General features: G+C 63.4%; 9 protein-coding genes. 8 read left to right on the top strand and 1 reads right to left on the bottom strand.

Translation table 11 applies throughout. From position 1 onward, the window contains the following. Positions 1-78: 78 nt before the first annotated feature. The 5 genes from AWJ14_RS02785 (at position 79) to AWJ14_RS02770 (ending at position 4791) form a co-directional block, all read left to right on the top strand. On the top strand, positions 79-762 hold the full coding sequence (locus AWJ14_RS02785) for a response regulator transcription factor (RefSeq protein WP_066174597.1): 684 nt from the start codon (positions 79-81) through the stop codon (positions 760-762). Continuing rightward, complete coding sequence (locus AWJ14_RS02780) at positions 759-2147, top strand: sensor histidine kinase (protein ID WP_066174594.1); 1389 nt, start codon at positions 759-761, stop codon at positions 2145-2147. The genes AWJ14_RS02785 and AWJ14_RS02780 overlap by 4 nt, the downstream gene beginning before the upstream one ends. After that, the gene (locus tag AWJ14_RS02775; protein ID WP_066174588.1) at positions 2144-3127 is read left to right on the top strand and encodes an ABC transporter substrate-binding protein; all 984 of its coding nucleotides are present in this window, start codon (positions 2144-2146) and stop codon (positions 3125-3127) included. The genes AWJ14_RS02780 and AWJ14_RS02775 overlap by 4 nt, the downstream gene beginning before the upstream one ends. 256 nt (positions 3128-3383) lie before the next feature. Then, complete coding sequence (locus AWJ14_RS22115) at positions 3384-3752, top strand: hypothetical protein (RefSeq protein ID WP_139112502.1); 369 nt, start codon at positions 3384-3386, stop codon at positions 3750-3752. Then, positions 3739-4791: a hypothetical protein gene (locus AWJ14_RS02770; RefSeq protein ID WP_066174585.1), complete on the top strand. Its 1053-nt coding sequence runs from the start codon at positions 3739-3741 to the stop codon at positions 4789-4791. Before AWJ14_RS22115 ends, AWJ14_RS02770 begins: the two co-directional genes overlap by 14 nt. A gap of 161 nt (positions 4792-4952) precedes the next feature. On the opposite strand, the gene AWJ14_RS02765 is transcribed toward AWJ14_RS02770, so the two are convergent. Continuing rightward, positions 4953-5615 carry a GntR family transcriptional regulator gene (locus AWJ14_RS02765; RefSeq protein WP_066174846.1) on the bottom strand — a complete coding sequence of 221 codons (663 nt, stop codon included), beginning with the start codon at positions 5613-5615 and terminating at the stop codon, positions 4953-4955. Between the two features lie 167 nt (positions 5616-5782). Here AWJ14_RS02765 and AWJ14_RS02760 point away from each other — a divergent pair, with 167 nt between their 5' ends. The 3 genes from AWJ14_RS02760 to AWJ14_RS23070 form a co-directional block, all read left to right on the top strand. Further along, positions 5783-6730 carry a tripartite tricarboxylate transporter substrate binding protein gene (locus AWJ14_RS02760; RefSeq protein ID WP_066174582.1) on the top strand — a complete coding sequence of 316 codons (948 nt, stop codon included), beginning with the start codon at positions 5783-5785 and terminating at the stop codon, positions 6728-6730. Then, positions 6721-7182: a tripartite tricarboxylate transporter TctB family protein gene (locus AWJ14_RS02755; RefSeq protein WP_066174578.1), complete on the top strand. Its 462-nt coding sequence runs from the start codon at positions 6721-6723 to the stop codon at positions 7180-7182. The genes AWJ14_RS02760 and AWJ14_RS02755 overlap by 10 nt, the downstream gene beginning before the upstream one ends. A 1-nt stretch (position 7183) precedes the next feature. Continuing rightward, positions 7184-7340: tripartite tricarboxylate transporter permease (locus AWJ14_RS23070; protein ID WP_425349606.1), on the top strand; the 157-nt coding region annotated here is incomplete at its 3' end.

The following is a 7340-nucleotide window of genomic DNA, read 5'->3' as shown; positions in this document are numbered from 1 at the left end:
TTCCGTCGCGCGTTCGGGAAAGCAGTTGCTGTAAGGTAAGGGCTACCGCGAATTTCCTGTCAGAGTCCTGTCAGCCTCATGCGCATTCTCGTCATAGAAGATTCCATCGACATTGCCGAAGCGATCGAGGCCAAGCTCGTGCGCGCAGGGCATCATGTCACGCTGGCCCATGACGGCATCTCCGGCGAGGAACTGGCAATCCACGGCGAGTTCGACATCGTGGTGCTTGACATCAATCTTCCCGATCGCAACGGCTTCGACGTGATGGCGCATATGCGCGAACGGCATTCGCCGACGCCGGTGCTCGTCATTACCGCCCGCAACCAGCTGGACGACAAGATCAGCCTGCTGGACCTGGGGGCGGACGACTATATCGTCAAGCCTTTCGATCTCGGCGAACTCGAGGCGCGGCTGAGGGCGGTCACGCGCCGCCACAAGGGCCTTGCCCAGTCGGTGATCCGCTTCGGCCTTCTGGAAGTCGATCTCTCCTCCCGCGCGGCCAAGGTCGACGGAAGGCCGCTGGAACTGGGGCGTCGCGAGTTCGAAGTCTTGGAAACCCTTGCCTCGCAGGCGGGCAACACCGTCAGCAAGGACAAGCTGTTTCTCAAGCTCTTTGGCTACGACGATGTCGGAACGCCCAATGCGGTCGAGCTGCTGGTGTCGCGCGTGCGCAAGAAACTGGACGGCCTGGATGTCGAAATCGTCACCCATCGCGGAGCCGGCTACATGCTGCGCATGAAGGACGACGCGGTAGGCCGATGACGCGATTGTCGATCGAGCGACGGCTGCTCATCACCACGGCCTGTCTTTTCCTGGTTATCGGCACCGTTCTGACGCTGACGGTCAGGGCCTATGCCCGCCGCGCCGCGGACGAGGCCTTCGACCGTGTGCTGACGGCCTCGGCGCTCGCCATCGCCGACACCGTCGGCATCGAGGAGGGCGCTGTTACCGTCGACATTCCCTATTCCGCCTTTGCGATCCTCGGCACCTCCCGCCTGAACCGGGTGTTCTACCGGGTCACCGCCCCGGATGGCAGCCTGGTCACCGGCTCGCCGATCCTGGCGCTCGACATACCGCTCGTGCAGGATGAGGCACTGCATCTGTACGATTCGGTCTACCGCGGCGATCCGGTGCGCGTCGCCTCGGTGCAGCGCTACCGCGCCGACATGGCGACCGGGACGGGCGGCTGGATCGGCGTCATGGTGGCGGAAACGCGCGAGGCGCGACAGGAACTTGCCGAGCAACTGACCGTCAACGGCATGCTGCCGGCCGGGGCGATCGCGCTCGTCTCCGGGGGGCTGATCCTCGTGTCCGTGCGGTCGGCCTTCTCTCCGCTGCGCCTCATCGAAAGCAATTTGCGGGCACGTCGCCCGTCCGACCTCGGACGGATCGATACCGAGGTGCCGGCGGAGGTTTCGGCGCTGGTTTCTGCCCTGAACGAGTTCATGGACCGCCTGGGGTCGGTGCTTGACGGCGTCAAGCGCGTGACGGCCGACGCGGCCCACCAGCTGCGCACGCCGCTTGCCGCGATCCAGGCCCAGGCCGAAGTCGGGCTGGAGGAAGCCGAGGACCCGCAGGTGCGCCGTCGGCTTTCGCGCATTCACCACAATGCCCGCGAGGCCGGGTTGCTCGCCAACATGCTCCTGTCCGATGCAACGACGATGCATCGTCTGGAGACGCGGGACCGCGAGATCGTCGATTTTCGCGAGGCGGTGACGGGCGCGGTGCGGATGCTGCGCGCGGAAAGCGCCTATGCCGGTCTGATTCGGTCGCTGGTTCAGGTGGCCCCGCAGGCGCCGGTTCTCGTCGATGCGGAACCGGTGGTCCTGCGGGAAATGGTGCGCAACGTGGTGGAAAATGCCTTCATTCACGCCCCCGGGCCGACGCATGTCGCGCTCTCCGCCGCGGAAGGGCGTGCCGTGCTGCGGGTGATGGACCGGGGGCCGGGCATCCCGGATGCGGCCAAGGCCGAAGTGTTCCAGCGTTTCGCGCGCGCCAGCGCCCGGCATCCGGGCACCGGCCTCGGCCTTGCCATCGCCAGGGATGTGACCGTCGCCTTCGGCGGCGCGATTTCCGTGGCCGACAGGGACGGCGGCGGGCTGGTCGTGGAAGTGGTGCTGCCGCTTGCTGACGAGGACGCGGCATGACCGGGAGCGTGTCGCCGCTCCGCGCCGCAGTCTGCCTGCTGCTTGCGGTTTTAGCCCTTTCGGCGCCCGCGGCTGCGCAGGAAAGGCCCGTTCGCCTCGCCGGCGTCATGGCCGAGGAGCGTATCGGCCCGCTGCTGGACGCCCTGTCCGACCGCCTGCCGGGTGTGCAACTGTCCTATGAGCGGCTGTCCTCCGCGCAGATCGCCGCGGGCGCCCGGCGCCCGAGAGCCTCGTTCGACATTGCGCTGTTGGCGTCGCCGGACATCGCAGTCTCCGTTGCCAATGAGGGATATGCCGCCCGGGATGATGCGGCCGGTTCCGGCCCCCAGTGGCGGCAGGAGGTTTTCGGCCTCTGGGCCGACCCTGCCGTCATGCTTTTGCGACGCAATGCCTTCCCCGATCGCCTGCCCCGTACCCGGATCGAATTGGTGCGCGCGCTCGAGCAGAACAGCCCCCGCTTCTCGCGCCGGGTCGGCATCGTCAATATCGGCATCGACGATGTGAGCTATTTTCTCGCCTCCCAGGATTCGATCCGCACCTCGCTCTACTGGCGCCTGATGCGCGCCTTCGGGGCGGCCAAGGCGCGGATCTACGACACGACGGACGACCTGCTGGCCGCCTTCCGCGATGGCAAGGTCGATGTGCTCTACAACGTCCCTCTTTCTGCCCTGCAGGCGGGGACGGCCCTGCCGGAGGGTGCGGAAGTCGTGGTTCCGCAGGATTACGTGCTCGCCGTGCCCTGGACCCTGCTGGCGCCCAAAAGCGCCGCCCATCTCCGCGGCGCGCGCGCTGTTCTCAATGCCCTGCGCTCGGACGCGCTCAAGCCGGCGCTCGCAACCGCGGGCTTGGCTTACCCCGCAGATTTCACCCCGCTCGACAGTCTCCAGCGGATCGAACTCGGCCCCGAGCTGCTCGTGTTCCGCGACATGATCAAGCGCTCCAAGTTTCTCGACATCTGGTTCCAGGTCGTCGTGAACTGACCGCGATCGCCACGCCTTGGCGCGTCCCGGCCCTGAGCCCCTACGGGAGGACGGAATGGGTGGATGCAAGACGGGGGCAGGTGTGGCTAGGGGCCGCCAGGACGACCGCTTGGTCGACAGCCGTGCTTGATTGGGCTGCATCGGAACCGCGGTGGAAGCAACCTTGGTGCTGTGGCCAGATTGTATTTTCAAGTCGCTTTTTTGCGTTTGTTGCCTAAGATCGTGCGTGTGAAACGCGGCAGGCGAGAGTTCGTTGATGAACACACAGATCCGGATCTTGGTCACTGAAAGCGAATTTCGGGACGCGCTGGCCCTTCACGCACCGTCGCCTGATATTACTCTGCGCCTGGAACAGCCTGATGAAGGGTTTGGTGAAACACTCTATCCAATCCTCGTCAATTTAGGGATTACGGCAATTCCCTCTTCGGTGGCCGCGAGTCTGATTGCAGTGTGGGTGCACAATGCCTGGAAACGCAGCGGGCGGCGGGATGGCGCTGCAGTGGGTGTCGAGGTCGGGGATAGGACTGGATCGTTTGCTCTCAGTGACGACGATGTGGAACGTATCGCGCGGCGCTTGTCAGAGCTGATTGCCGAGGGGCAAGGCCACAACGATGCTGGAGATTGACCCCGAGACACTGTCTGCCATTCTCGAATGCGATACCTTGGGCTTGATGCCGCTCACGGCAGAGCAGCGGATGAAGGCGGCGCTGGATGTTCGCTTGGCTCGGCGGTCAGCCACTCCGGATGATCCCGACGCCATTGCGTTCCGCGCTCGGCTGAGGGCGGTCGAGCAGATTCTTCGCGATGACGTTCGGAAGCATCTTGCCGAGGTTCCAATCCTCTGGATCGAATCGAGTTTGCCCCATGCTGCAGCCATCCAATCGGCGCGCGGACCAGCGCTGTTGGTATGTCGTGGTCTATTCGATGTCGTGCACTTCCAGACGTCGCTGATTTCTGTCGGAAGCTTGCTTTCGCGACTGGAGACTGAGACAGACGAAAGTGGAGAGACGCTTTCGCCATCACACCTTCTAAACCTAGCGGGTCATATAGCCCTCGTAGACGCTTATGAGAATCTTTGGCCACCGGTAACCATTGCGGACATGTTGGGGCCCCGCGCGGCAAAGGACGTTGAACTCGGTGTTTCGACGTCGCTTCTGCTTTTGATCCTTCATGAACTCGGCCATGTGGCGCTTGGCCATACGACCCGCGTTGATGTGGGAGGCGCAATCCAAGTTGATATCGTTCCGCACACGAGTTCGTTAAGTTCACGGCGCAGCATCGAGCTTGCAGCCGATGCCTACTCGGTCGAAGCGGTTATCGAAAAATGGCGCTCCGAACTCCTCAGTAGCCTCCTTAATCTCCACAATGTTTTTCATTTCCTGGAAATTTTCGGCCTTCAGCACACGCAGGAATATCCTTCTGCGGATGAGCGCCTGTCATTGATGATATCTAAAATGGGGCTTGGGCATAGTGAGCAGGCATTTGCCGACAGTTGGCTCTCCGATTACCGGCACCGGCAGGCGATGATCTCAGCGAATGGTAGAACGCCGGTGGAAACATTGAGACGATTTGCGGAAGTTATGGACAGTCGTGCCGCTTACAAAGCGCTTGACCGTATTCGACGTGACCTCGCCGCATCCGGTATTGTTCTCGATTACGATTAGGCTGCTGCGATTGGCATGAGTTGAGGGGGTACACTACAAAAAACCCGGAATTCGGCCCACTTCCAGCTTCATCGTCGGCCCATGCGAATAGGTGGTCAAGCATTGTGTTCAGATAGGTAGGTGAGGCTTGACACAGGCCACAGGCCTGGCTGCGGCTCCCGTCACAGCACGCCGCAGTATTTCTCCTCGTAGAACGCGCGCGCGGGGCTCATGTGCTCGATGCAGAGCCTGGATAGCTCTTCGAGATTGCCGGCAGCGACGGCGTCGACCATGGCGAAATGCTCGTCGCGTGCCCGTTCGAGCAGCCGCGGCACGCCAAGTCCATGCGAGCGGATCCCGTGCGTCTTCGCATTCGACGTCTCGATCGCCTCGCTCAGATAGGGATTTCGGGTGCCTTCGAACAGCTTGCGGTGAAACAGTGTATTGGCCTGAAACACCGCGCCGAGATCGCGCTCGACCACGGCCCGGGCGTGCTCGTCGCGGGCGGCCTCAAGGTCTGAAAACCAGGCGGGGTCGGCGGGCAGGACGATCCGCCGGGCGGCGGCCTCGTGCAGGATCACCCGGAGTTCATAGAGCGCGGCAACGCCCTCGCGCGAAAAGTAGCGCACCGAAGCCCCGCGGTTGGGGTGGCGCTCGACGATTCCGCGCCGTTCGAGTTCCTGGAGCGCGGCGCGCACGATGTGCCGCTTAGCCGAAAAGCGGACGATGAATTCGTCTTCATAGAGGCGCTGCTTGGGCAGGAAGCGGCCGAAAATGATATCCTGCTCGAGGTCGGCGACTATTGCGGCAACCGCCATTTCGGTTGTGGTTCCGTGGCTGGTCATGGGGCTCACCAGATTATTGATAATTCCATCGACCTTTATATCGACCTGCGCATTGGCGCAATTGCCGACTGTAAACCGCTTGCCGGAGGGGATCTGATGGCTATGGTCCGGCCGCACGAAGGGGCGGCACACACGCCGATCCTGCGTGCTCAACCCAGGGAGGTTTCATGTTTAAAAGTCTTACTGTCGCCGCTGCGGCATTCCTCGTGACCGCGGCGCCCGCCTTTGCCGAATGGCCCGAAAAGCCGATCAACCTGATCGTGGCCTATGGCGCGGGCGGCGGAACCGATGTGACGGCGCGTACCCTGCAGCCGCTTCTGGAAAAGGAACTCGGCCAGCCGGTGGTCGTGGTCAATCGCCCCGGCGCCGGCGGCGAAGTGGGTCACGCGGCGATCGCCGATGCGGACACGGACGGCTACACGATGGGCATTCTCAACCTGCCGCCGATGCTGACCATTCCGATCACCAAGGACGCCGCCTTCAAGGCCGAGGACATCATTCCCGTGGCCGGGCTCGTGCGCGACCCGTCGGCGATTTCGGTTCCCGCAAACAGCCCCTTCAACACGCTTGAGGAACTGGTCGCCTACGCCAAGGAAAATCCGGGTGCGGTCACCATCGGCACGACCGGCGTCGGAACCGACGACCATCTTGCCATGCGTTACCTGGCCAAGGCCGCGGGCGTCGAGTTCACCCATGTCCCGTTTGCCTCCGCCGGTGCGGCGCGCACGGCGCTGATGGGCGGCCACGTGGCGGCTGCGGCGCTCAACCTGGGTGAAGCGATGCCGAATGCCGAGGCCGGCAAGGTCCGCATCCTGGCCCAGTTCGGCACCGAAGCCTCGGATCTCGCTCCGGACGTGCCCACCGCCAAATCGCTCGGCTACGACGTGGCGATGCTGTCGGAACGCGGCATCGGCCTTCCCGCCGGCACCGACTCTGCAATCGTCGCCAAGCTTGCGGCCGCCGTCGAGGCGGTGGCGAAGAACCCCGAGTTCATCGCCCGCAACAAGGAACTCTTCACCGAGGTCCGCTACATGCCCACGGAAGAATTCCAGGCCCATGTGAACCAGCTTCAGCAGGATTACCAGGCCATGTGGAATGAAACTCCATGGCAGTAGAGCCTGACCAGGCACAGGGAAACGTCGTCCGGCCGCTCGAGCGGCTGGCGACATCTCTGGCTGTTGCGTTGATCGGCGGCGTCATCATCTGGGATGGCGCCCGCCAGACGGGGGAAAGCGCCTATTTCCCGATTGCCGTCGGCGGCGCGATGGTCGCGCTGTCGGCGATCACGATCGCCAAGCTCGACCGTGCCACGCGCTTCAGCGACGAGGCGCCGCTGGCAAAGGGGTTTGCAGGCCTCGTCATGCTGGGGCTCTTCATCTGGCTGGCCGGGCATGTCGGGTTCCTGACGAGTTCGTTGCTGCTGATCCCGGCGATGGCGTTGCTTGGCGGTGACCGCAACGTCCTGCGCATGACCATCGGCACGATCGCGTTCGTCGGTCTGGCCTATCTCGTCTTCAATCTCGCCTTGTCGCAACCCTTGCCCGCAGAACTGATATTCGGAGACTGATATGGTTGAGGTCCTTTCCGGGCTGCCGCATGCGCTTTTGCTCGAGAGCATGGTCGCGATGCTGGCGGGAACGGCTGCCGGCATCGTCGTCGGCGCCATTCCGGGCCTGACGGCCACGCTTGCGATGGCGCTGTTGCTGCCGTTCACCTACACGATGT

Origin of the sequence: Parahoeflea olei (assembly GCF_001703635.1) — a bacterium.
In the GTDB taxonomy this organism is placed as follows: Bacteria; Pseudomonadota; Alphaproteobacteria; order Rhizobiales; family Rhizobiaceae; genus Hoeflea; species Hoeflea olei.
The sequence above is the reverse complement of the archived record's forward strand: the minus strand, read 5'-3'. Positions and strand labels throughout refer to the sequence as shown.